The following is a 24,993-nucleotide window of genomic DNA, read 5'->3' as shown; positions in this document are numbered from 1 at the left end:
CCATCGTTGTCTTTTTTAAAATGCATATTGATATAATCCGTAATATAATGGAAGCGTTGGAATAATGCCAATTAATTTAAATATAAAAGGTAATGGCTCATCTCGCTCTTCATATAAACGAAAAACAAAAACTGCAGTTAAAGTCCAAATGACGCTAAACAAGAAGATACATTTCCAAACAATCGAGGTTAATATTTGTATATCAAATACAAAACCAAAGAGCCCTATCGAATAGAACTCTTTTTGCTCAATATATTACTTTTGTGTATAACCAAATAACAATGTAAATAAATTGAGCCGTAAAGGCAATAATACATCTCTTCTTTTAAACAGAAAGTTTATAAATACTGACGATACTTCGACAATTTCCTCGGAAATATTTCCTTTCCTCACATAATTTGATACACTACACATGAATAAACACTTGTATTACATAAAGTGAAACTTTAATCAGTGGGGGGTTGTTCATCCCCACTGATTATTAGTTGAACCAATCGGGCTTTTACGGGCAGTTGATCTCCCACCTAATTTCTTTACTTCCGCTGAATTTTGAGGTGGGGATCTTACTGACCGTTAATGCGGGATAAACTAAAATAATAACTTACTGTACAAATTAAAAAGCACACTCTTCATATGAAGAATGTGCTTTTATGTTATTAACGTTTAATCCAAACAGCGCCTGCCGATTTATCTTCTGCCTGTCCAACAACTTGGAATTTAAGTCCAAGGTTTGGAACTTTTCTTCCTGCGTCTGCAATTTGCTTGTTACTATATACTTTTGAATCATCAAAAGTTGTAACACCTTGTAATCCAGAATAGTTAAACTGACCACGTGTTAATGAATTTACACTCCATGCTGGTGTTTTATCAAATGAAAATGCAGCATCTGCAATTTGCATGCCCGTATTACCGTATGCTGGTTTGCCGTTTAAATTACCAACTAGCGCTTCTGGATGAGAGTCAACAACACCAAGGAATCCTTCACCTGGATGCATCCCAACCCAGTTATCTTTGAAACTATCATCTGCATACCAAACGACAAGACCTGTATTATACACTGGACCTTTTCCTGCTTTTAAACCATTATCTGATCCCGCATAGTTTCTCCACTCTAAGTAGTAATAATGAGCTTTCTTCTCTGTCCCATCAGAAACAACAAAACCATTTAAATTCATTTTAGACTGTCCTTCTGCATCATCAGAAAATACAACTTGTCCATCAACAGTTACATTTACATTGTCCATCGCAAAACCTTTATATGTTACAGCCGGATCTGTAATATAGTCGAATTGTAGTTTCACTTTTTTGCCTTTAAATTGACTTAAATCATATGATTTATCAATCCATTTCCCATCTGTTGTATCTTTATCTCCTTGGACTACTTTTTCTCCAAGTCTATCAATTAATGTTTTCGTTCCATCTTCTGTTACTGCATGTACTTCGACGAAATCGCACTCTGCTTCTAACTCATAATTTGCTTTATAATCGAATTTTGCATTTGTTCCTTTCGTTAAATCAAAGAATGGTGTCTCTAACGTTGTATGCATATCATCGCCTCTTGTACTATAATATGCATGCTTTCCAAACTCCGGTTTAATCGTTTCAACACTTTTACCTGGTAAGTTAACACGTACAACGCCGGGACGATTTGATTTCGTAACACTTTGATCAATATATGTAGGAACTCCCACACCACTCTTAATTTTATCGTAATCTACTTCTAATATTTTTGCCCAGTTGCCACCCATATTCTTTTGTAAGAAGTCTTTATTTTGTGGTGAAAAACTAGTCGGCTCTGTTCCTGCGATTTTCCCTGTCCAACTACCTCCACTCATTAATGACCAAGCTTCGACTGGTGAACCATTTCCAGTATATTTCGTGTCATATTCATCTGGTAATCCAAGATCATGTCCAAATTCATGCGCAAACACACCTACAGCTCCATCTTCTGGTTCAATTGTGTAATCATGTGCTGCTACTTTTCCACCAAAGTAATCTACCTTTGATTTTGTACCTTCAATCGCTACTGGATCTACTGCTAATTTTGAACGATGTGACCAGATCGCATCATCACCTAATTTACCGCCACCAGCTTCTTGACCAACACCAGCATGGATTACCATTAAATGATCAATTACACCGTCAGGTTCGTTTTGATTCCCATCCCCGTTTGTATCATATCTATCAAACTGATCAAACTGAGATAAATCTAGTCCTTTCTCAGCAGCTGCATGCAAAGCTTCTTTCACTAAATCACGTGCACCTTTCGGACCTTTATTATCGTGACCACTGCTACCATCAGCTCCATAATCAGATGCTTTTCCTGGAACTGTTAGCCACTCCGTTACATATCCGTCTGTCGTATAACTACCACCAGACTGCTCTTCATAGTATTGTTTAAACGTTTTTACTTTTGAACCATCAAATAATGTATAAGGCTCCTTACCGAACAACATCTTTTGATAATGTTCTCTACTGAAGTCTTTCGAATACATATAACCTGGTGTTTGATCAATATTATTATGTTTATAATCACTAAATTCAACGAGTAGCACTAATACTTTATCCGATCGAACAGATCCTTTATATGGAGCTTGCTTTGCTTTTGAAGTTGGAACTTGCCCATTCAATTGCTTTTTATTTGGTTCTGGCTTTTGCTCAAGGCTAACATTTTTTTCAGTCTTTTTTACATTTTCCTTTTCTTCCATCTTTTTCTCTTTTACTTTTTTTGTGAAATCAGACGTTTCTTGTGAGTGAGCATCTGGAAGAATTTCTTTGTTCGCCTGATCTCCTTGTTTCTTTTCAATATATTGCTCGACAGCCTTTTTCGTCTCTTCTTTAGAAGATGCTGGATTAATTGCTCCTCTTTCTTTCAAAGCTTCCGCTAAACGATCTTCTTGAATTAAATTGTAATCAATTGGCGTTGTAGACACATTCTCTTTCTCTTTTGCTGGCGTTTCTGCATATGCTAACGGCGCACTCATTACAGATGTGCATCCGATAATTGCTGCAATTGCTAATGATGACAACACTTTAAATGGGGCTTTTCTTCTCATTCCATTTCTCTCCTTTTATAAAACTTAAAATTCAGATAAATCGGTGCATTTTTGTCGAAATCTCTGTTTACTACCCTCCCTATATAAAAAGACATAATTCTATAAACATTAAACTTTCTGTTATAGAATCATGCCCTCCAGTTTTCTGGTCAGACCCTCTATCTGTTTATCCCTTGGTTTAACTAATAATCAGTGTGGTGATGAACAAAGCCCCCACTGATTAAAGTTCCACTTTATATCGAAATATGAAAAATAAAGAGTTATGTGATATATATTAAATATCTTATATAACAAATTTAAAAGACAATATGCAAAATTGCATGAAAATTCTTTTAAATAAAAAAGAATCCTAGTCAATTAAACTAGGATTCTTGATTTTCTATTATTTCTCTTGTGTTTTTTCCCAATCAGCTAAGAATTTCTCAATTCCTTGATCTGTTAATGGGTGCTTCACTAATGAAGCAATTACGTTTGCTGGGATTGTTGCAATATGTGCACCGTTTAATGCTGCGTCAGTTACGTGAACACTGTGACGTACAGATGCTGCAATGATTTCTGTTTCGATGCCATGAATCGCAAAGATTTCTGCGATTTGACGAATTAAGTCCATACCGTTATGACCGATATCGTCTAAGCGACCTAAGAATGGTGAAACGTATGTTGCACCAGCACGAGCTGCAAGTAACGCTTGAACTGCTGAGAATACTAATGTAACGTTTGTACGAATTCCTAAGTCAGAGAATGCTTTTACTGCTTTTAAACCTTCTGTTGTCATTGGAACTTTTACAACAACGTTTGGAGCAATTTTCGCCAATTCTTTTCCTTCTTCAATCATTTTATCAGCTTCTAAGCTAATTACTTCTGCACTTACAGGACCTTCTACAACGTTGCAAATTTCACGAATGCGCTCGTGAAAATCTACGCCTTCTTTTGCTACAAGTGATGGATTTGTCGTTACTCCAGCTAATACGCCTAATGCATTTGCCTCTTTAATTTCGTTAATGTTTGCTGTATCAATAAAGAATTTCATTTGTTGTTCTTCCTTCCTAATTTTCATTTTATATTTATTTATTTTTCTTAATAAGCTCTAATTCAATCGGAATAGATTTGTCCACTTTTTTACCTTGTGTTATCTCTTTTGCTGTTTGCATCGCCTTCTCTCCGATTAATTCTGGTTTTTGAGCGACTGTTGCAGCCATACGCCCATCGTTAACCGCTTTCACAGCATCTTCTGTTGCATCAAATCCAACAACGACTACATCTGTTTTTCCAGCAGACTTCAACGCTTCAAGTGCACCTAATGCCATCTCGTCGTTATGAGCAAACACGGCTTTAATATCGCTATTTGCTTGCAAAATGTTTTCCATAACAGATAATCCTTTCGCCCTATCAAAATCAGCCGCTTGTTTTGCAACTACTTTTAAAGACTTATCGGCTACGTTATGGAATCCTTTCCCACGTTCACGAGCAGCGGAAGATCCAGGGATTCCTTCTAACTCAGCAACGTTTGCTCCTTCGCCAACTAATTCCCGAATGTAATCACTAGCCATTTGACCACCTTCGATATTGTTAGAAGCAATGTGAGAAACAACCTTACCTGAATTCGCAACGCGGTCTACTGTAATAACAGGAACATTTGCTGCATTTGCCGCACTTACTGCTGAAGCAACAGCATCTGAATCGGTCGGATTAATAACAACTACATCAACACCCTTTTGAATTAAATCTTCAACATCGTTCGTTTGCTTTGCTGCATCATTTTGTGCATCAACAGCAATTAATTCGATGCCACTATCTTTCGCTTTCTTTTCTGCACCCTTTTTCAAAGTTACAAAAAAGGGATTATTTAAAGTTGAAACAGAGAATCCAACTTTAATAGTTTTATTTCGACCTTTATCGCTAGAATCCTTTGCCCATTCTGGCGGTTCCATTGAACAACCAGCAGTAATGACCATAATACATGCAACGAGTATAAGTAACCATTTCTTCATAAACTGTCCCTCCATTACGCTTCTTTTCTGCGATCAATTAATACAGCTAGTAAGATTACAAGTCCTTTTACAACTTGTTGGAAGAAAGAAGATACACCTAATAAATTTAAACCGTTATTTAGTACACCGATAATAAGTACACCGATGAATGTACCAACAATCCATCCTCTTCCCCCAGAAAGACTTGTTCCACCTAATACAACTGCTGCAATTGCATCTAATTCATAAGAAGTACCTGCAGTCGGCTGTGCAGAATCTAATCGTGATGTTAAGACAATACCTGCAAGCGCTGCCAAAATTCCGGAAAGACCGTAAATCATTACTTTAATTCTCGTAACATTAATACCTGATAGTGCTGCTGCTTCTTCATTTCCACCAATTGCAAATGTACGGCGACCAAATGTCGTTTTCTTCAAAATGAAGTACAGTACTGCGAAAGCGATCATCATTGTAACAGCTGGTACAGGAATACCAAGAAAATAACCGCGGCCAAACATCTGGAACATTAAATGATCACCAAGACCAGTGATCGGACGTCCGTCCATATAAACAAGCGTCAACCCACGAAAAATAGTCATTGTTGCTAAAGTTGCAATAAATGGAGCTACTTTTCCTTTCGCAATGATGATACCGTTTACAATTCCCATTACAAGACCTGCTAATAGTCCAACTGCCATTGCAAGGAACGGATCCATGCCACTTGCCATCATTCCAGCAACAAGTGCACTTGATAATGCTAAAATAGAACCTACCGATAAGTCAATACCCCCTGTTAAAATTACGAAGGTCATTCCGAATGCAATAAGCGCATTAATCGATACTTGACGCAGTATATTAAATAAATTTGGAATTTCAATAAACGCTGGATTTAAAGCTGTAATTACGACGATAATTAATACTAAACCGATTAAAGAACCGAGTTGTTGTAATACATTCCCCTTCTTAGCCATCCTTACTCTCCCCCTGTAGCTAGTGCCATAATAGACTCTTGTGATGCCTCATCTTTCCCTAAAATGCCGCGGACTTTTCCTTCATGAATAACAAGAACTCGATCACTCATCCCTAAAACTTCCGGAAGCTCAGATGATACCATAATAACGGCATCGCCTTGCTCTGTAAGCTTATTCATAATAGAGTAAATTTCTTTTTTCGCTCCAACATCAACACCTCTTGTTGGCTCATCTAAAATGAGTAATTGCGGATGAATGCCTAACCATTTTGCGATTACAATCTTTTGCTGATTTCCACCAGAAAGAGATTTCACTGCCTGCTCTCCGCTAGATGCTTTCACATTAAGAAGCTTCATCATATCCTCTGTAAACTGTTGTTCTAGCTCGTTGCTTAGAACACTTCCCTTTGAAAGACTTTCTAAATTCGGTAAAGCTAAATTTTCTCGAATTGAAAAATCTAGCACTAATCCTTCAGACTTTCTATCTTCTGTAATAAAAGCAATTCTTTGTCTAATTGCATCTATTGGACTATCAATCTTTACTTCTTGTCCATTTATAAAAATTTGTCCAGAGTCTAAAGGTTCATAACCAAATATCGCTTTCATAATATCAGTGCGACCAGCCCCCATCAAACCAGCTACACCAAGGATTTCACCTTTCCTCACTTGAAACGAAACATTTTCAAATTTCCCTTTCTTCGTTCCGTTACGCATTTCAAAAATGACATCACCAATTTGACTATTTCGCTCTGGATAACGTTCACCAATGCTGCGCCCCACCATCATACTCACTACTTCATCAAATGATGTTTCTGGAATTAATCTCTTTCCGACGTATTCTCCATCACGCAAAATCGTAATAGCATCACATATTGAGAAAATCTCTTCCATACGATGCGAAATGTACACGAATGAAACACCTTCTTTACGTAACTTATTGATTACTGTAAAGAGCGTTTCGATTTCACGATCCGTCAGTGCCGCAGTAGGTTCATCCATAATAATAACGCTCGCGTTTGTCATTAATGCTTTCGCAATTTCGATAATTTGCTGTTGTCCAACCGATAATTCCTCTGCTAACATAGCGCCTCTTACATGCAACCCTAACTCCGCTAGTTGCTGCTGCGCAATCGCATTCATTTGTCGAGTGCGTAAAATACCTGTTTTCCCATACATTAACTCTTTACCGAGAAACATATTTTCAGCTACTGTTAAATTCGGCAATATGTTTAGTTCTTGATGTATAAATGCGATGCCGTACTCTTCAGCTTCTTTCGCATTTTTAAAGGTGCGCTCTTGCCCATCAATTGTGATTGTCCCACCATCTTTTTTGTATACACCTGTTAAAATCTTCATGAGCGTTGATTTACCCGCTCCATTTTCCCCCATCAATGCATGGACTTCTCCTGTTTCAATCATAAACTGTGCATTCTTCAAAACAGGATTTCCATTGAACGCCTTTGAAATGTTTTTCATTTCAATATGCATTCCCATCACTTCCCTTTATTAAAAAATCACGCCTGCATGTAAAATTATATTTGCATAAGGCGTAGCCTCACCTGTACGAATAATCGCCTTCGCTTTCTTTGTATGCTCTTTAAATTGTTCATGAGATACATACTCAAATGCTGGCTCTATTAATTTCTGCTCGATTTCTTTATTTACTTCCGCATTCTTTATAATGACTTCTTCTGCTAACGTCACTTTTTCAATTGCCATATCATCAGCTACAACTTGTAACACCTCTAAAAAACTCGGTTTTCCAATCTCAACAGCTAAATCAATTCGTTTTACTCCATCCGGAATCGGTAACCCGCAATCAGCAATTACAACCATATCTGTATGCCCAAGTGAAGCAAGGACTGCCGCGATTTCACTGTTTAATACACCATGCTTTTTCATCCAACAATCACCTGCACTTCACGTACTCGATCTCTCGTTGGCATACCGCCCTGTGCTCCAAGTTTTGTTACAGAAAGACCACCAGCAATATTCGCGAAACGAATTGCTTTTTGAAGTGTCTCTCCTTCAGAAAGTGCAACTGCTAGCGCACCATTAAATGTATCACCAGCTCCAGTTGTATCCACTACATCAACAGCAATGCTAGGAACATGTACAATCTCTGTTCCATTATGGAAACGGACACCTTTAGAACCTTCTGTCATCAATAATTTATTTGGATACTTCGCCAATAAATCTTCAATTGGTGATGTAAAATCATCTAATACGATGCGGCACTCATGTTCATTTGGCGTAATATAAGTTGCTTTTTCTAAAATATCTTCTGATAAAACTTGTGCTGGCGCTGGATTCAACATAACAGGAATGTTATGTTCCTCACAAATAGCTAATACATATTTTACTGTTTCAAGTGGAATTTCCAGTTGAAGAACAACCATATCCGCTTTTACAAGAAGGTCTTTGGAGCGATCTACCACTGACTTGTTTACAAAAGCATTTGCCCCTTGTACGACAACGATACTGTTATCTTCTTCTGCTAAAACGATATGAGCAATTCCTGTCGTTCTATCTGTAACCGGTACCACATAATCGATAAAAACGCGTTCGTCCTCTAAATTTGTTCTAACTACTGTTCCATAATCATCATTTCCTACGGCTCCAACCATTGCTACATTTGCTCCTAACCTAGCTGCAGCAACTGCTTGGTTTGCCCCTTTCCCTCCTGGGATTGTATGAAACTCTTCACCAATTACTGTTTCTCCTGCTTTCGGCCGTTTCTTTGAAACAGCCACTAAGTCCATTGAAATGCTTCCTACTACTGCAATATTTGGCATCTGTTTCATCTCCTTACTTCGTTGTATTTCGTTCTATAATTTCAATCGGTAAACGATAGTGTTTCTCTTCTAATGTATTTCCTTCCATTTGCTCTAGCAACAACTCTGTTGCAATTTTCCCCATTTCATATATCGGTTGTGCAACTGTTGTAATAGATGGATACATCATTTCCGCTAAAGAAATTCCATCAAATCCGATAATTTGTAAATCATCTGGAATGGCAATCCCCTTTTGAAGTGCAGCCTTTACAATACCAATCGCAATTAAATCATTCCCAGCAACAATACCATCAATATGCGGGTATTCTTCTAATAATTCCATCGCTACACGCTCACTATTTGCTGGATCAAACGTACTCTCTGCAATCATATACGAAAGATTATTTTGCGTAATAACGTCTACAAAACCTTCAAAGCGTTCATTTGCAGTACTCACATCACGTGGACCGCGAATATGTGCAATATGTTTACATCCTTTATCTAGTAACAACTTTGTCGCAGCCTGACTTCCTGCATAGTTATCTGCATATACAGTAGGAATACGCTCATTAAACATACGGTCAATCGCAACAACTGGAACAGATACATTCATGTAATTAACACTATTTTGTGGATTCGTTGCTACAATAAATCCATCTACATTATTTTGTCTAAGCACATCAATATATTGTTTCTCTTTTTCTAAACTTTCATCAGAGTTACAAAGGACAACTGTGTAACCTTGTTTATGTGCTACATCTTCTACGGCACGTGCAACTTCCGGAAAGAATGGATTCACGATATTTGGAACAACTAAGCCAATTAAACGAGACTTTTTATTATACAGTGAACGCGCTACTGTACTAGGCTTATAATCTAACATCTCAATTGCACGTTCTACCTTTTTTAATGTATCTTCGTGAACATATCCATTTTTATTTAGAACTCTGGAAACGGTCGCAACAGATACTCCCGCTAATTTCGCAACGTCTTTGATCGTACTCATTCTCTTTTCTCCTCACTTCATGTAACCGTTTACAGAAAATAATATAACGTATTTCTAAAAATACGTCAATCATTTCTCACTAAAAAGCTTTTAAGGTTATACTCAAAGAAGCACCGCCATAAGGCGATGCTTCTTCATTATGAGTATGATACAGTTTTTTCTTTTTCTTCTACAGCAGGCTCTTCAGCATCTTTTTTACGATCTGATAGTTTAATTTTTTGTAAGAAAATCGTAAAGATGGCACCTACTACGATAAATACTAATCCTGTTAAGAATACAGTATGAAGCGAGTCTACTAAAGAGTTTTTCAAAATAGGTACAATGCTGTTAGCGAACGCTTCTGGCATTTGTTTTAATGCCTCTGGGCTAAATAGCATCGAATATAAACCTTGTGGATCTGTGTGAATCATATCTTTAAATTTCGTTACCATTTGACCCGCTTCTTTCGGGAATGTATCTAATACAGGTACTAAATTCTTTGTTAATGTCGTACCTGAAGTGTTATTCATAATTGATCCTAAAATTGTAATACCAAATGTACCACCGATTTGTCGGAAGAACTGACTTGATGATGTTACAACACCAAGGTCTTTTTTCGGGAAGCTTTCTTGTAACGCTAATGTTAATGTCGGCATTACAAGACCCATTCCTAAACCGATAACCATCATATAAGAAGTAGCTGTAAGCTTCGTTGTGTGCATATCCATCGTTGTTAATAACCAGAAACCACCGGCCATAATAAGCATACCTGCGATAATTTGTGGTTTTACACCAACTTTTAATACAAGTTGCCCACCGATAATACTCATCACAATCATTGTAATCATCATTGGGGTCATAATTGTTCCTGATTCAGCAGCACTTACTCCTACAATACCTTGCATGAAGAATGGTACGAACATAATCGCACCGAACATTCCAATACTCATAAAGAATCCAATCGCATTCAGTATTGTAAATGTGCGATTTTTAAAGAAATGCATTGGTAAAATTGGCTCTTCAGCTTTCGTTTCAACGATAACAAAGCTAACAATACCAATTACAGCTAGTGCAAATAAACCGATAATTTGCCAAGAATCCCATGCATAATCTTTTCCGCCAAACGTTAGCGCAAGTAATAAACTTACAACACCGAGAATCATCGTAAAGATTCCAGCGATATCAATTTTAATTGGTCCTGTTTGTTTATGCGATTTTAATCCCATTGCAATAAAGATTGTTGCTAAAATACCAACCGGTAAGTTAATGTAGAATACCCATCTCCAGTTCACTGCATCTACAATCCAACCACCAACTTGTGGTCCAATTACAGAAGCAAGGCCGTATAACGCACCAAAAATACCTTGCCATTTTGCACGTTCTTTCCCCGTGAACATATCTCCAATAATAATCATAGCCATTGGCATCATAATACCGCCACCAAGACCTTGAATACCACGGAAAATAATTAATTCTGTCATACCATTTGCCATACCACATAACGCCGAACCAATCATGAAAATAACTAGCCCTGTTATATATACGTTACGACGACCAAGTAAATCCGCTAATTTACCTGCAATTGGTACAACTGTCGTTGATGTTAACATATAAGCTGTTGTTAACCATGTCATTAAACTTAATCCACCTAGGTCACCGACGATACGTGGCATTGCTGTACCAACAATTGTTCCATCTAATGCAGCAAATAGCATCGCGATAATTAAACCGATTAACAACAACTTTCTATTTTGATTTTCTTGTTGCTCCATGTAATCTCCTCAATTCCTCTTAGTTATTCTCTTTTTTCTCTTGTGTCCCACAAATAATGGTTTCTAACTTCTCAAAGAGACGTAATAAATCTTCTCTTTCTTGCAACTCTAAATGTGAAAAGTATTTTGCAATATGCTCGTTACGAGCTGTCATTGCCTCTTCTACTCTAGATTTCCCCTTTTTCGTTAACTCGATGATGACAACGCGACGGTCATCTTTGTCGTGATAGCGTTCTACAAGTTCTTGATCGATTAGACGATCAATCATCACTGTAATCGCGCTAGGCTTCACATACATCTTTTTCGCTAATGTTGTCGCTCTTGAAGCCCCATAATGATCTAAAATCTTTAAAATATAAAACTGCGGTGGTGTAAGTCCTGTCGCTTGCATTTGTTCTAATAACTCCGTCTGCATTTTCTTTCCAATCGAAAAGGCAAGAGCTTGAATTTTATCGATATGCGTCATATCATTTGGCATGTTATCCACCTCTTATTTAAACAATAAAATATTTAATGTATTTAAATATTAATCCCACGAACAAAATCCGTCAATACTTTTATTCATAAAAACGTTTACATTTTTGTCACAAAGTTGTATAATTTTCGACGAAGTTAATATTGACAGTCACGGAGAAACGGAGTACACGGCTATGAATCATAAAAAAGGAAACTTTTTTATATTTCATGGCCTTTTTATGTTCTCTGTCTTAAAACGCTTCGAATTAATTAGGGGAGGATTTTCATTTTATGTTTTTCACACAATTATTTAAACCTGCGCCCCACGCGGAACGCTTACCAGCTGATCGCGTTGATAGCGAATACCGTAAATTACGTTTACAAGTATTCTTAGGTATCTTCATCGGTTATGCAGGTTACTACTTTGTTCGAAAAAACTTTTCACTAGCAATGCCATACTTAATCGAGCAAGGCTTTAGTAAAGGGGAACTTGGGGTTATCCTTTCAGCAGTTTCTATCGCTTACGGATTAAGTAAATTTCTTATGGGTATCGTATCCGATCGTTGTAATCCTCGCTACTTTTTAGCAGCTGGGCTATTTTTATCAGGTATCATTAATATTATTTTCGGCTCATTTTCTTTCATTACAACGAGCATTATACTTATGTTTGTACTTCAGTTTTTAAATGGATGGGTACAAGGTATGGGATGGCCTCCTTGTGGTCGTACGATGGTTCACTGGTTCTCTATTAGCGAACGTGGTACAAAAATGTCTATTTGGAACGTCGCTCATAATGTTGGCGGAGCGCTTATGCCTTCCCTTGTAACATTAGGCTTATACTTCTTCGCAGATGACTGGAAAAGTATTTTTTACTTCCCAGGTATTCTTTCAATTTTAGTTGGTATTTATGTATTAATTACGATGAAAGATACGCCTCAATCTTGTGGACTACCTTCTATTGAAGAACATACTGGGGAATATCCACCAGATGAAAAAGTAAAAGATCGCGAACGCGAGCTTTCAGTAAAGGAAATTTTGTTTAAATATGTATTAAACAATAAGTTTTTATGGTACATCGCTATTGCGAACGTTTTCGTATATTTCGTACGTTACGGCGTTGTAGACTGGGCTCCTACTTATTTAGTAGAAGAAAAAAGCTTTACTCATAGTAGCTCACGTACTGCTTACGCTCTATATGAATGGGCTGGTATTCCAGGTACACTTCTTTGCGGATGGATGAGTGATAAACTATTTAAAGGACGTCGTGCACCTGCTGGTATTTTATTTATGGTTGGTGTATTTATCGCAGTTCTTGTTTACTGGTTAAACCCTCCTGGTAATCCAATGGTTGATAGTATCGCACTTGTCGCAATTGGATTTTTAATTTACGGACCGGTTATGTTAATTGGTCTACACGCTCTAGATTTAGCACCAAAGAAAGCTGCTGGAACTGCAGCAGGCTTAACTGGATTCTTCGGTTACTTAGGCGGAGCTGCTTTCGCTAGTGCAGCTATGGGCTTTATCGTAGATGCATTCGGATGGGATGGCGGATTCATCTTATTACTCGCATCTTGCGTACTTGCAATGTTCTTCCTTGCTCTTACTTTAAAGACAGGGTCAGTAAAATCAAAACAAGCTTAAATAACATATAACAAGCATAAAAATAGCTCTTAGCATCTACATACATGCTAAGAGCTATTTTTTATTTTCATTGCTGTTCCTACTAATAATAACAACCAATTCCTTCCCTACTCTAATATTAAAAGATTTGATGAAACACCTTTATTAAAACAGCTAACGTAACAGATGCAGCAAATCCCCCTAGACAAATTAAACTTACCCCTTGACTATATGACAAATTTTGAAATGATTTCATTGCTTCCATCCTCCCTATCTCCCCTTTGATACTTTTATTTTACCAATGGGAAAAATTTCATAACATCGATTTCTCTAACAACTAACTTACAAATTTGTAAGTTAACATCTTTTCAACTTATATATCTAGTATTTCCACAAATAAGAGTCATTTATACATAAAAAAGACCTCAGTTATACTAAGGTCTTCGTTACATTCTATTTCATTTTATAATCATCACCGGACATTTCACTCGTTTTGCTATTTTATGACTTACACTTCCAAGCACCATTTCTTGCAATGTATTTAATCCTCTACTTCCAGCGATAACAAGATCTATATCTCCTGTATTTACATATTGAACAATCGTATCTCCAGGATCACCATGTAATATCGTAATTGTATAAGAAATGTTCTCTTTCTTTAATAAACCTTCAATCTCTTTTAATTTATCTTTTCGACTAGCTGATATTGTTTCTAAATCTGTTTGACCTTGTATAATATCTGATTTTGCCGTTCTATTATCTACTACGTACACAACTTCAACATTTGTTTCTTCGCTACATTTCGCAATATATGTTGCATGCTCCGCTGCTCGAAGTGCATGTTCAGAACCGTCACATGCTAATATAATTTGTTTGTACATATGCTGAATCCCCTTTTCGTTATCCTACTCGTATTATATAATAAAGCCCCCTAAAAAGGAGGCTTTTAACTAGCAATTCTTTTATTATAAGTAGCTAAATTTGCAACAAGTTTTGAGCTACGTTCATTTAATCCCGTTATACTCACTTTCACACCACTTTGTTCATACTTCATGATAACTTTATCAATTGATGCCACTGCTGAATCATCCCATACATGCGCATGAGTAAAGTTCATCTCAATTTCTTTCACATCTTCATTAAATGAAAAAGCATTTATAAAATCTGCCGTAGACGCAAAGAAAAGTTGACCGTGAATTTCATATATTTTCTTATTTTCAATATATAAATGTTTCACGTGAATCTTTGCCATATTGAATGCAAATAATACGGCACTAATTACTGTCCCAATGACTACGCCTAACCCTAAATTGTGGGTAATAAGAACGACTACTACTGTTACGATCATAACGAATGCATTCCCTTTTGGTACTTTATGAATCGTTGTTACAGAGTTCCAATCAAATGTTCCGATCGAAACCATAATCATAACTGCAACTAATGCTGCCATCGGAATATGAACAACATAATCACCTAAAACGAATAGTAATACAATTAAAAACCCGCCCGCTATAAACGTCGATAATCGTCCGCGTCCACCTGATTTAATATTAATAACAGATTGACCAATCATTGCACAACCTGCCATTCCTCCGAAGAAACCAGCAACAACGTTTGCGATCCCTTGTCCGCGTGCCTCTTTATGCTTATTACTTTCCGTATGCGTCATATCATCTAAAACTGAAGCTGTTAATAAAGACTCTAGTAAACCAATGATTGCAAGCATAACTGCATAAGGTAAAATAATCCCTAATGTTTCTAATGTAAATGGCACATCAGGAATACTAAAGAACGGTAATTCTTTCGGCAAGCTTCCCATATCCCCTACTGTTTTCAACTGTAATCCGCTCATAAGTGCAATACTCGTCACAATAATAATTGAAATAAGCGTAGAAGGTACAGCCGTTGTAATACGTGGAAATACATATATAATTGCAAGTCCTAATACAACGAGTGCATACATTTGCCAAGTTGCATTTTTAAAATGCGGTAATTGCGCTGTAAAAACTAAAATTCCAAGTGAATTTAAAAAACCACTCATAACAGATTTCGGAACAAACTTCATAAATGAGCTCAGTTTGAACACGCCAAAAATAATTTGGACGATACCTGTTAATATTGTTGTAGCAAATAAATATTGCAAACCATGATCTTTAACAAGCGTTACCATTAATAATGCCATTGCACCTGCTGCAGCTGAAATCATTCCAGTTCTTCCGCCAACAAATGAAATGGTAACCGCAATACAAAAGGCTGCGTATAGTCCAACTGTCGGATCCACGCCTGCAATAACAGAGAAGGCTATCGCTTCAGGGATTAATGCTAAAGCAACGACAATTCCTGATAACACGTCCCCTCTCACATTAGAAAACCAGTCATTTTTTATCGTTTGAAACAAAATACCACTCCTCTACTCCTTTATAATTTGATTTTCTCCATAAGAAAATCTAGCCGACTGCACGAAAGCTATTATATAACGAGTAGAAGATTTTTTGCTATGTAAAAGTTTCCTAAAGAAAAAGACGCTACCTCAGTAGCGCCTTTACTCCTTTTATTAAGGTTCTGGTGCAAATAAATGATAAATGAAACAAAAAGCTAGGATTCCTACCGGAATCTTTTTTATGCTGTTAATCCAAACAGTTGATTAATAAAGATATTCTGTTTTTGGACAGACCTCGCCCCTTGATAAGTTTGTCCTTTTTTGATCATATACATAGCTTCTATTCCGTCTATCATTTTTCTAGCTGTTTGGTATGATTTTAATCCAAGCATATTTCGGATGCGTTTTTTGATAAACCGATGGTCCTGTTCAATGATGTTATTTAAATATTTTTTCACACGAAGTGGAATATCGTGTGGTAGGTACTTGTCTTCTTTTAATTTCCATATCGCAACTGGGTAAGCTTTATCGCCATCGGCCGTAATTGTACGAGGTTTTTTCGCATGACAAGCTGCCAAAGCTTTCTTTAGAAAACGTTTGGCAGCTTTTGCATTTCGTCTCTGACTTAAGTAAAAATCAATTGTGTTTCCTTCGGAATCCACCGCACGATATAAATACATTTTCTTTCCTTTGATTTTTAGATATGTTTCATCCACTCTCCAGGAATCATTTGTTGGCTTCAAATGTTTTCGAATACGCTCATTTAACTCTGGCCCATACTGATGAACCCAACGCATAATCGTTGTATGAGAAAGGGATAAACCCCTTTCCTCCATCATTTCCACCAAATCGCGAAAGCTAAGATTGTACCGCAGGTACCAACGTATCGTTAACAAAATAATATCCGGTTGATAATGTTTCCACTTAAACATATTTTCTTTTTCCATACTAATCACGCACCTTTTTTAAAGTCGTAGTACCAGTATGACCAAGTTGGGAAGATCGTTTTCAAATATTTTAAAAATTTTGCACCAGAACCTTCTTTTTCCCTAATCCACTAATGTGGACTCGAACATCTTTATTGCTTTCATATTGATGTATTTCATCAAATACAACCGCGCCATCACGCAAACCATCCTTTGTATCTCCATTAGACGTTCTAAACTTCAATATACTTCCTGTAGCTTTAGAAACAGTTTGAGTTAATGTGGTTTTAAATGCTCGTTGCAATATGTCATTTCGTCTGACGCATTTATGAACTTCATCTGGACTAGTTTTCGCCTGCTCTTCGCTGTTTGCAACAACAGAAATGTTATATTCGGTAATACCATGCATTTCACTAATTAAAAAATGAATGATGACTGATATTAATCCGTTTTTACCACCACCACGCCCAAGCATCCACAAGAATTTCCGATAAAATACACGTCCGTTTTTCTTATAAAACCAAAAAACGAATGCTATTAAGAATTTCTGAAATGCTTGTAACGGAAAGTACCATTTCTCTCCAAAGCGGATACACTTCTCAATCATTTCATCATCAAAATACAAATCATCTCTGTTCAAAACATATTTTTCTAGATAGTCAATTAACAGTTCTCTTTCTTTATTGAATTTTATTTTTCCACTTCTATAAAGTTCAATGTATTCATCTACATACTTTTGCCCAATCATATTAAATCACTTGGACTGTATCCCGTATTAGAAGCACCAACTTTAGGGACAAACTTTATATCTCTTCCTAAAGCAATTAAAGAACTGTTAATTTTGTTTCTCTCACTTATAAGAGGGTGGGCTTTAACAAACACTTGGGAAGCATTTTTTACTGTTACAGACTCGCCTTCTTTATTAATGGTTTTATTTATTTTTCTAAATGCTTTGACCAGATCAATATATCTTTCTACTTTTTCAACTTCGACTAAATCTGTAATATCAATACTATTCATGAGCTGTTCTTTTAACCTCACAATACTAACAGCCATCTACCCACCCCCCTAACGTGCGTAATTTCGAAAAAAAACTGACAGTTAACCCCCTCCTCCGGTGCCCCTTAGACGAAAAAAAGCCCAACCTTCGAACTGGGGGGCCTTATCCCTGAATCATTTTCACCACTTTTCATCGTTTTCCCATTTGTTCGGTTTCTTTTTGAATGTTCTACCGTGTTCTTTATTATGGCAATCCACACAGACTGTTTCTAAGTTATCTATTTCTAATGCAAGTTCTGGATGATGTCCTAGTTCTTTTATATGATGGACAACGAGTTGAATCTTCTTACGCTTGGCACGCTCACTGTACTCATTGGTATCAGTTTGTACACGACCATTTCGTTTACATTCCTGACACTCATAATTGTCTCGCTTTTTTACTTCTTCTCGCAATTGTTTCCATGCCCTACTGTCATAGAACTTACGTTTTTGTTGTTTTGTTTTATATTCTCTCATTCTCTCTTTACCACTCTACTTTCGAACTACTCCTCTAAACAACCATCTATCAACCCTTCTTTTTAACCTCATAAAAAAGGAAGGATTGAATTGTTTTTGATTCTTTTCATCATTCTTTACTAATTCTTCTATTGTCGAATCCATAAGATGAGTCATTGAATAGAACATAGGTTGTTGCCCATACATTTTATAATATTTAAACTGAAGTTCATCCATTTCTACTACCGTTCGATTTTTAAAATATCTATGATAAATTATATCGTCCAAAGGACTTAGACCGAGCGCATCAATTTTCTTTTGTACCTCTGTTTCAATATGTTCCATCTTCTCCACTCCTTGTATCTGTTCTCATTTCAATACCATTTGGGCATTTGTTAATTTATATTCATTTTTATTGGTATACAAAACCAAAACTAACAAATAATAAGAGTGGATGAAAAACTTTCACTACGGCTTTGTACATTGAATGACCCCAATTAGCTATTCTACATCTTTGAAATGTATGAATATGTATGTGCTTCATCCTTTCAGTCACTCCATGAAGGATAAGGAACGTACTATGTAATTCACATTAAAACTAAACCATATTTTCTTTTGTTACAATTATACAGTCGTTCTTTATTCCTTTTCCATTCTTTACATATTTAGGTTTCCTAACAGGAAATAGACTTCCATCCATACTGGGGTATCTTCTCTCATTTTGTCCTTGTCAAGGACATTTTTATCAATCCCATTGTATATTCCTCATGTTATAATAATAATCTCTTAATCATATTTGATATCACATACAAGTTATATCAAACCTTTCTGTTTCTCTATTTGCACAGTTACTTATCATCCACAATTGATACGGTAACTGTGCTTTTTTTATTATTCCTTCAGAAGTTCATCCATAGTTTTATCTAACAAGCTAACCATCGCTTCTCTTCTTTGCTTTGGTGTGGTGTTATCTTCCAATTCATTAAAAATGGGAATTACACTCTCTAGTTGTCGTTTATCAATACGCTCATTTACAAGCTCTTGCCCTAACAGTGAAATGAATGTACCAATCGCAACCGCCTGTTCCTGTTTAGTTAGTTTCATTTGTTCTCACTCCTTATCCAAAATAAAGCACTCGAATGGATGCTTTAACTCGTATACTCAATTGGTATAAAAACCCAAATCACTTCCTATACTAAGAATACGAATAAAGAACATATGTAAAGATACTCTCTTTTTCATATCTCATTCTTACAACACCCTATGGCATCAAATACATATGTTCCCCTTCAGCTTTTCCATTTAGGTGGATGACGAGCGTGCTTGTATCTCAATTCATAAAGTTCCTCTTTATCATCATACAGTCGCTCTTCATCCAACTTTATTTTACCTTTATTACATGCCATTTCTTAGATGACCTTATTAACAAATCCATGCTAGTATAAAATTACAATCAAACATAATCCTTCCCCCTACGAAGGTATTTATGTTTTTCACTATCTATTCACACACTGAACAGCCAGATTATGTATCACAACATAATTTGGCTGTTCTTTTATTTTCCATACTCCATCCAAAATGAGCATGGATCTATTTAATTTAAAGAAAAAGAGAGCTACCAAAGAATGGCCGCTCTTACATAATCTATATCGAAAGGAAGGTTTCTAGAAAAAGCACCACCAATAGGTGTTGTCCTACACTTCAATATATGCTTCTCTCTTTAAAAAGTTCTACATTTTTGGTAAATAAAACCATAAAATGAGCTTGTATCAATGTCACATGAGAGGATACTTGATGTTTTTGGTTTTAAACACCATTTCAACTTTGTCCTTTGGTTCCATTCCCAACTCATTTACATATATTATCTTGAACCCTTACTTTTCGAACTATTATTTGTTCATGACTCACACACATAACAGTAATAGTGACTGTAAATTCAAAAAACGGGCACGCTGGCACACGTACTCGTTTTTTACATAATAAAAGAAAAGCTAAATTAAAAAAGGAACAGAATATAGTATACGAACACGCTCTATTGCATTTCTTAGTACCCATGTAAATGTAAAAAAGAGGCGATTTCATTCGCCTTTTTTTATTGATTCATTTTTATTGGTATTAAACACCAATTCAAAGTCCATAATACAAATAGAGGAAGAACCTACCATCAAATTGGTGCATTGCATGTGCTTATACCCACTCGTGTATCACACCAAATGATATTCGTTCTTCTTCCTACCATTTTTATTCAGAAGGTTGAAGAATGCACAGAATACCTTTCATCTAAAATAACCCACCACACTTATATATTCTTGCATTCTTCATTCCTTCATCCATCTATAACCATTAAACCTTCCCCCTCATACTTCTCTATTCATAAAGTCAGCTGTATGACCCAGAATATTATATTTTTTATTCTTTTTCTTTTCTTCCTTCTTTTTTCTCTTGAATAGCCTGAAAATCTGCGTTCCATTGCTTTAATCTATCATTTTTCGCTCGCATAGGATGTAACCTTTCCTATAAATGTATTCCCTATAATGACTCTAACTAAAAAAAGAGAAAAAAAGAACTGCATCTATTACCTATATCAAGAAACAAATTCAGAGGTACCAAAAGAGCAATCGTGCACCAGTTACCCTTTCGTCAAAACCTTATGTTATTACTATAATCGATATTTTCAAGAGTTTCGATTCACTTTAGGAGTGAACCTAAATGATACCTTCTCGCTCTACGAACTTAATCAAACGAACTATTTCAGCATGTTTCTTTTTAATATGGCTAGAGCTATAACTGATTTCTTCAGCTATTTGCTCCAACGTCATACCGTCCACATATTTCATTTTAAGTATTTTATTATCCAATCCCCTAAACTTACTAATTAATTTTTTCAGTTTGTACATATCATTCATCTTATATGCTAATTCATATTCAATTGCTTCAATACGTTCTTCTACTTTTGCACCTTCTGACCTGGTCAAGAAAAACTGGAACATGAAATAGATTATGCAATTGATTTTGAATACTGATACGGAGTCATTCCATTTAATGATGAGTGCGGACGAATGGAATGGTAATACATATAAATAAATTCAGCTACTAACTGAGTTACTTGAGCGAGAGAAATCAGTTTTTCTCCATGCAAACATTCACGTTTAAAGATGCTAAAAAATGATTCGATCACAGCGTTATCCCAACAGTTCCCCTTGCGGGACATACTTTGTTGAATCTTTTGTTGCTTACAAAAATCAGTAACTGTATAACTGGCAAACTGGGATCCTTGATCACTATGAAATAAAATCTTTTTGTGACTTCCATAAACATTTTTAACTTGCTGAATTGTGTCCTTTACTAATTGCGCATCTTGGTGAGTATCCAAAGAGTAACCAAGCACCCGCCGGGTGCTAATGTCTAATGCAGCACAAAAATACACTTTCAATCCATTTACTAAACGAAATTCTGTAATATCACATACAACTGTTGGAACGTCTTTCTTACCAGGTTTAAAGGAGCGCTCTAGTACATTTGGGAATGTATAATGGTCTTGCTTTCTTTTTTTATAATACGTGACAACTTTTGACTTTAATCCAGCTCGACATAAAGCTTGTCTTACTTGAGATAAGCTCACCATAACATCTCTATTTATAAGATAACGGTACAGTTTTCGATATCCCATTCTACCTTTTAAACGTTTAAATTGCATGACAATATAAGCCGCTGTCTTTTTACGTTTTTTCTGACCTTCAGTGGCTTTACGATGAAAATAGTCGTAAAAACCACTCGCAGACACTTGTAATCGATAGCAAAGCCAGCGCACTCCAAATATGTGGTGATATTGTTTGATAAACTGAAAACGTGTTAGTTTTGGTTTTTGGCAAAGAAGGTTGCCGCCTTTTTTAAAAATTCATTTTCCTTTTTTAATGCCTGGATTTCTCTTCGTAAAGAACGTAGTTCTGCCATATCAGTTCCCTTACTATCTAAAAGTGGAGAAGAATATTTTTTTATCCATGAATTAAGAGTCCCATGTCCTAGATCAAATTCTCTTTGAATACTGGAAATTGTACGCCCTTCTTTGATTACCAATTCAACACATTGTTTTTTAAACGTTTCATCATACTGTTTTTTCATCTGAAACACCTCTTATATAGAATAATTTATCTCTATACTGTGTTCCAGTTTTACTGTACCACCTCATCAAGGTACGGTCAAAATGGAGAATAAAAGAGGAAGCTTTAAGCAAATTGTCCCGAATTATGAAAAAATCAATGCCGGTTTTACGGTTGATGTAGGTAAACCGGATAAGATTTATTTTTATGAAGATCCAATCGACATGTTATCTCATTGGAGTATCAAACAAAATAAGATACAAAACGCTCGCCTGGTTTCTATGCATGGATTGAAGTCAAAAACAGTAATTCAATCTTTAATGGATGCGAAAAAAGAAGGGCACGATATTAAAGAGGTCATTATGGCAGTTGATAATGATAAACCTGGGAAAGACTTCATTCAGACAATGAAATGCTTTGTAGACCTTCAAGAGGATATTCCAACAAATGAAAAGGATTGGAACGATGTCCGGAAGAAACAAGTGAATGAGCAACAGGCAAAAGAAATAGCCCAACCAAAGAAAATGAAACCAATTAAAGAGGTGGAGCGAAGTGTCTAATCTACCAGAAATGCCAAACATATTACAAATTTTGATGTATAGTTTTATCCTTTATTTTCTTTTTCTTATTTTTAAATTCATGTACCGGAAGATCCAGGAGCGAAGAATATTAAAGCGAATGGCTAAGTCTGGTATTCGTTTTAATATGTGCGTACTTACATGAGAAGGAATCACAATCTTTAAATCTGATTATAAATAAAGGTTCCACATAATCTCTTTGAATAAGAACATCTTGTCCACTTATAGAATAATATATCTAGATGCTTCGTAGTTAATTAGAACAAGGGATGTGGAAACATGGAAGATATCAAGAAAAAAATAGAGGAGTTGACCTTGAACCAAAAAGAAATCATGCGAGAAATAAGAAATGTAGAGATGCGTACAACGATAAATGAAAAAGACATTTCTACAGTTAATAAGCAATTGGAAAAAATCAGTTTAAATACAGTTTGGATTTTACGAATTATTATCGGGGCAGTCACAGCAGGGATTTTAGGGTTAGTAATTAAAGGAATAATGTGAAAAGTTTATTTAAAAGAGCTCTTAACGGGGAGCATTCGCAGCGTTATTCGCGTGGATGCTTTTGACTATGTAAAAAAGAATGAACAGTATCAGAAAGTTATTGAAAAAAACCAGGATGTTACCAAAAAACAAGCAGAAGTTTTTGAGGATTTGAAGTGCCCCCTAAAAGTTAAACATGGTTATTTCATTAGGAAGCTTGATAAAAGTGAGTCTGGTATTGCACCGGGCTCATTTTTAATCTTGTCTTTATCCGTTTCGTATTATAATAATTTGTATATTTTTTTAATTCTATTTTAAAATGTTCTACACTTTCAAACTCTTTTATGTAGAGGAATTCCGACTTCATGATCCCGAAGAAATTGTCCATTATTGCGTTGTCATAACAGTTGCCTTTTCGAGACATACTCTGCACAATACCTCTTGATTCAAGAGTACGGACATATTGTTTCATTTGGTAATGCCACCCTTGATCTGAATGCATCAATAGTTGGTGATTTTCAAGCAAACGTTCTAATGCGTTCTCTGACATTTCTGAAACAAGTGAATACGTCGGTCTAGAGCCTATTGTATAGGTAATAATTTCACCATTATACAAGTCTAATACAGGTAATAAATAAAGTTTCTCTCCAAAAAATTTCTGTTACCCATTTTTGATTCGGTGCATCTGCATGAAAACTACGCGCTAAAATATTTGGTGTCATTTTACCGGTTTTCTCTTCATAAGACTTATATTTTTTCATACGTACAACCCACTTTAATCCAAGCTCTTTCATAATGTGCAGAACCTTCTTGTGATTCACTTTCTGACCACTATTCGTTAACTCATCACGAATGCGACGGTAGCCATAACACCTTCATTTTTCCTTGTTTTGAACTAAGGCATTCAACTTTTTTAAGTACTCATTTTCCATTTCAAGCTGTTTAATACGTACTTCAAGTGCTTCGACTGAAATTTCAACTGGTGCTTGTTTTGATTGTTTATTTGACTCTTTTTTCATGGATGGACGCCTCTTTTTCCTTGATTGAAGGGCATCAATTCCTTGTGTTTCGAGCTGTTTTTTCCAAACAGAAATCGTTGAAGGGGCAGGAATGTTAAAGATAGCTGCCGTCTCAAATAAGGACATACCGTTTTCAATCATAAAGTTTAGTACGTCTAGTTTAAATTGTTGTGTGTAATTTGTACATCGTTTTAGAAAAGCTTCCATACCATTCTGTTTATATTGGTTTACCCAATTCAAAATAATTGTGTCACTTATACCAATCGATTTACCCATTTCTCGATAACTTTCATTTCCGTTCAAATAACGTAGAACGATTTGTATTTTTTCATCAGCTGTAAATTTAGCCATAGAAAAACTGCACCTCCAATTGTTAGACTGTGTCTAACAATTGGGGTGCAGTTCATTGC

General features: G+C 36.0%; 22 protein-coding genes and 7 pseudogenes. 5 read left to right on the top strand and 24 right to left on the bottom strand.

What is annotated here, in order from left to right; all coding sequences use genetic code 11:
• Positions 1-15 precede the first annotated feature (15 nt).
• The 11 genes and pseudogenes from F3I02_RS34025 to F3I02_RS17875 all read right to left on the bottom strand — a co-directional run.
• Positions 16-228: pseudogene (locus F3I02_RS34025) on the bottom strand (hypothetical protein); the annotation flags it as partial.
• A 428-nt stretch (positions 229-656) separates the two neighbouring features.
• On the bottom strand, positions 657-3,056 hold the full coding sequence (gene inhA2 / locus F3I02_RS17920; RefSeq protein WP_163050589.1) for a M6 family metalloprotease immune inhibitor InhA2: 2,400 nt from the start codon (positions 3,054-3,056) through the stop codon (positions 657-659).
• A gap of 382 nt (positions 3,057-3,438) precedes the next feature.
• Positions 3,439-4,086: a fructose-6-phosphate aldolase gene (gene fsa, locus F3I02_RS17915; protein WP_000667661.1), complete on the bottom strand. Its 648-nt coding sequence runs from the start codon at positions 4,084-4,086 to the stop codon at positions 3,439-3,441.
• Between the two features lie 34 nt (positions 4,087-4,120).
• Complete coding sequence (gene rbsB, locus F3I02_RS17910; RefSeq protein ID WP_000758976.1) at positions 4,121-5,047, bottom strand: ribose ABC transporter substrate-binding protein RbsB; 927 nt, start codon at positions 5,045-5,047, stop codon at positions 4,121-4,123.
• 14 nt (positions 5,048-5,061) lie between these two features.
• Entirely contained in the window at positions 5,062-5,997 is a 936-nt protein-coding gene (locus tag F3I02_RS17905) for an ABC transporter permease subunit (RefSeq protein ID WP_001074641.1), read from the bottom strand.
• A gap of 2 nt (positions 5,998-5,999) precedes the next feature.
• Positions 6,000-7,484 carry a ribose ABC transporter ATP-binding protein RbsA gene (rbsA, locus tag F3I02_RS17900; RefSeq protein WP_033703508.1) on the bottom strand — a complete coding sequence of 495 codons (1,485 nt, stop codon included), beginning with the start codon at positions 7,482-7,484 and terminating at the stop codon, positions 6,000-6,002.
• Between the two features lie 18 nt (positions 7,485-7,502).
• Positions 7,503-7,898, bottom strand: a complete 396-nt coding sequence (gene rbsD, locus F3I02_RS17895) for a D-ribose pyranase (RefSeq protein ID WP_000716135.1) — start codon at positions 7,896-7,898, stop codon at positions 7,503-7,505.
• Positions 7,895-8,791: a ribokinase gene (gene rbsK, locus F3I02_RS17890; protein ID WP_001132879.1), complete on the bottom strand. Its 897-nt coding sequence runs from the start codon at positions 8,789-8,791 to the stop codon at positions 7,895-7,897. Before rbsK ends, rbsD begins: the two co-directional genes overlap by 4 nt.
• A gap of 13 nt (positions 8,792-8,804) precedes the next feature.
• Positions 8,805-9,776 carry a ribose operon transcriptional repressor RbsR gene (gene rbsR / locus F3I02_RS17885; protein ID WP_196478274.1) on the bottom strand — a complete coding sequence of 324 codons (972 nt, stop codon included), beginning with the start codon at positions 9,774-9,776 and terminating at the stop codon, positions 8,805-8,807.
• A gap of 137 nt (positions 9,777-9,913) precedes the next feature.
• On the bottom strand, positions 9,914-11,527 hold the full coding sequence (locus F3I02_RS17880) for an MDR family MFS transporter (RefSeq protein WP_000437640.1): 1,614 nt from the start codon (positions 11,525-11,527) through the stop codon (positions 9,914-9,916).
• Between the two features lie 19 nt (positions 11,528-11,546).
• Positions 11,547-12,005 carry a MarR family winged helix-turn-helix transcriptional regulator gene (locus F3I02_RS17875; protein ID WP_001132366.1) on the bottom strand — a complete coding sequence of 153 codons (459 nt, stop codon included), beginning with the start codon at positions 12,003-12,005 and terminating at the stop codon, positions 11,547-11,549.
• Positions 12,006-12,274: 269 nt separating this feature from the next.
• Between F3I02_RS17875 and glpT the strand changes: the two genes are divergently transcribed.
• On the top strand, positions 12,275-13,624 hold the full coding sequence (gene glpT, locus F3I02_RS17870) for a glycerol-3-phosphate transporter (protein WP_000466383.1): 1,350 nt from the start codon (positions 12,275-12,277) through the stop codon (positions 13,622-13,624).
• Positions 13,625-13,742: 118 nt separating this feature from the next.
• Here glpT and F3I02_RS17865 read toward each other — a convergent pair whose 3' ends face one another.
• The 12 genes and pseudogenes from F3I02_RS17865 to F3I02_RS17810 all read right to left on the bottom strand — a co-directional run bounded on the left by F3I02_RS17865 (position 13,743) and on the right by F3I02_RS17810 (position 22,525).
• A complete protein-coding gene (locus F3I02_RS17865; RefSeq protein ID WP_000834733.1) occupies positions 13,743-13,859 on the bottom strand; it encodes a DUF4027 family protein in 117 nt (38 codons plus the stop codon).
• Between the two features lie 202 nt (positions 13,860-14,061).
• The gene (locus F3I02_RS17860; RefSeq protein WP_000277998.1) at positions 14,062-14,484 is read right to left on the bottom strand and encodes a universal stress protein; all 423 of its coding nucleotides are present in this window, start codon (positions 14,482-14,484) and stop codon (positions 14,062-14,064) included.
• A gap of 65 nt (positions 14,485-14,549) precedes the next feature.
• Positions 14,550-16,001 carry a SulP family inorganic anion transporter gene (locus F3I02_RS17855; RefSeq protein ID WP_196478273.1) on the bottom strand — a complete coding sequence of 484 codons (1,452 nt, stop codon included), beginning with the start codon at positions 15,999-16,001 and terminating at the stop codon, positions 14,550-14,552.
• 221 nt (positions 16,002-16,222) lie between these two features.
• Positions 16,223-16,930, bottom strand: coding sequence for an IS6 family transposase (locus tag F3I02_RS17850; protein ID WP_196478272.1), 708 nt, complete (start codon positions 16,928-16,930; stop codon positions 16,223-16,225).
• Between the two features lie 91 nt (positions 16,931-17,021).
• Positions 17,022-17,657 (bottom strand): annotated as a pseudogene (locus F3I02_RS17845) (terminase large subunit domain-containing protein); the annotation flags it as partial.
• Positions 17,654-17,965 (bottom strand): P27 family phage terminase small subunit, encoded by a 312-nt coding sequence (locus F3I02_RS17840; protein WP_196478271.1) that lies wholly within the window; start codon positions 17,963-17,965, stop codon positions 17,654-17,656. The pseudogene F3I02_RS17845 and the gene F3I02_RS17840, both read right to left, overlap by 4 nt.
• A 123-nt stretch (positions 17,966-18,088) precedes the next feature.
• Positions 18,089-18,424: an HNH endonuclease gene (locus F3I02_RS17835; protein ID WP_078187444.1), complete on the bottom strand. Its 336-nt coding sequence runs from the start codon at positions 18,422-18,424 to the stop codon at positions 18,089-18,091.
• Between the two features lie 15 nt (positions 18,425-18,439).
• Entirely contained in the window at positions 18,440-18,748 is a 309-nt protein-coding gene (locus F3I02_RS17830; RefSeq protein ID WP_061656728.1) for a hypothetical protein, read from the bottom strand.
• Positions 18,749-19,294: 546 nt separating this feature from the next.
• Positions 19,295-19,507 (bottom strand): hypothetical protein, encoded by a 213-nt coding sequence (locus F3I02_RS17825; RefSeq protein ID WP_078187446.1) that lies wholly within the window; start codon positions 19,505-19,507, stop codon positions 19,295-19,297.
• Positions 19,508-21,108: 1,601 nt separating this feature from the next.
• Positions 21,109-21,369, bottom strand: a pseudogene (locus tag F3I02_RS17820) (hypothetical protein); the annotation flags it as partial.
• 32 nt (positions 21,370-21,401) lie between these two features.
• Positions 21,402-22,301 (bottom strand): IS3 family transposase, encoded by a 900-nt coding sequence (locus F3I02_RS17815; RefSeq protein ID WP_196477931.1) that lies wholly within the window; start codon positions 22,299-22,301, stop codon positions 21,402-21,404.
• Positions 22,256-22,525 carry a transposase gene (locus F3I02_RS17810; RefSeq protein WP_230876755.1) on the bottom strand — a complete coding sequence of 90 codons (270 nt, stop codon included), beginning with the start codon at positions 22,523-22,525 and terminating at the stop codon, positions 22,256-22,258. The genes F3I02_RS17815 and F3I02_RS17810 overlap by 46 nt, the downstream gene beginning before the upstream one ends.
• A 67-nt stretch (positions 22,526-22,592) precedes the next feature.
• Between F3I02_RS17810 and F3I02_RS17805 the strand changes: the two are divergent.
• From F3I02_RS17805 to F3I02_RS34020, 4 genes and pseudogenes are all read left to right on the top strand, one after another.
• A pseudogene (locus F3I02_RS17805) lies at positions 22,593-23,063 on the top strand (toprim domain-containing protein); the annotation flags it as partial.
• Positions 23,056-23,205, top strand: a pseudogene (locus F3I02_RS17800) (restriction endonuclease); the annotation flags it as partial. The pseudogenes F3I02_RS17805 and F3I02_RS17800, both read left to right, overlap by 8 nt.
• A gap of 155 nt (positions 23,206-23,360) precedes the next feature.
• Positions 23,361-23,585, top strand: coding sequence for a hypothetical protein (locus F3I02_RS17795; RefSeq protein ID WP_196477511.1), 225 nt, complete (start codon positions 23,361-23,363; stop codon positions 23,583-23,585).
• Between the two features lie 25 nt (positions 23,586-23,610).
• Positions 23,611-23,738, top strand: a pseudogene (locus F3I02_RS34020) (BhlA/UviB family holin-like peptide); the annotation flags it as partial.
• Between the two features lie 34 nt (positions 23,739-23,772).
• Here the strand turns inward: F3I02_RS34020 and F3I02_RS17790 are convergent.
• Positions 23,773-24,934 (bottom strand): annotated as a pseudogene (locus tag F3I02_RS17790) (IS3 family transposase).
• Between the last annotated feature and the right edge of the window lie 59 nt (positions 24,935-24,993).

The sequence above is a fragment of the Bacillus sp. SRB3LM genome (assembly GCF_015712745.1).
GTDB lineage: Bacteria > Bacillota > Bacilli > Bacillales > Bacillaceae_G > Bacillus_A > Bacillus_A thuringiensis_K.
The sequence above is the reverse complement of the archived record's forward strand: the minus strand, read 5'-3'. Positions and strand labels throughout refer to the sequence as shown.